The following is a 505-nucleotide window of genomic DNA, read 5'->3' as shown; positions in this document are numbered from 1 at the left end:
GCACCGGACCGAACACTTCTTCCTGCGCCAGGCGGCTCTTGGGCGGCACGTCGCGGAACAGCACCGGCGGCTGGTAGAAGCCGCTGTCGGGCGCGCCGTCCTTGAGCTTGCCGCGCGCGGCGACCTTCAGGCCCTCGGCTTCGGCCTCGGCCAGGAAACCGCGCACGCGGTCATGCTGGCGGGCGCTGATCAGCGGACCGACGTCCAGGTCCTGCGCGGCCGGGCCGGTGACGGTGGCCGAGAAGGCCTCGCCCAGGCGCGCCAGCACTTTCTCGTAGATGCCGCGCTGGATCAGCAGGCGGCTGCCTGCCGAGCAGGTCTGGCCGCCGTTCTGGATGATCGCGTTGACGAGGACCGGGAGCGCCCGCTCGAGATCGGCATCGTCGAACACGACCTGGGCCGACTTGCCGCCGAGCTCCAGGGTCACGCCCACGTGGTTCCTGGCCGCCGCCGTCTGGACGGCGGTGCCGGTCTCCGGGCTTCCGGTGAAGGACAGGAAGTCGAT

The 505-nt window shown here is 71.3% G+C and carries 1 protein-coding gene; it reads right to left on the bottom strand.

The window, feature by feature from the left end; all coding sequences use genetic code 11:
- Nucleotides 1–505, bottom strand: a 505-nt coding sequence (locus AC2JF9_RS08485; protein ID WP_500726899.1) for an aldehyde dehydrogenase family protein, incomplete at both ends; no start/stop codon positions are given.

The sequence above is a fragment of the Lactobacillus sp. C449L genome (assembly GCF_059900815.1).
Note: the sequence above shows the minus strand (reverse complement) of the source record. Positions and strands in the feature narration are given on the sequence as shown.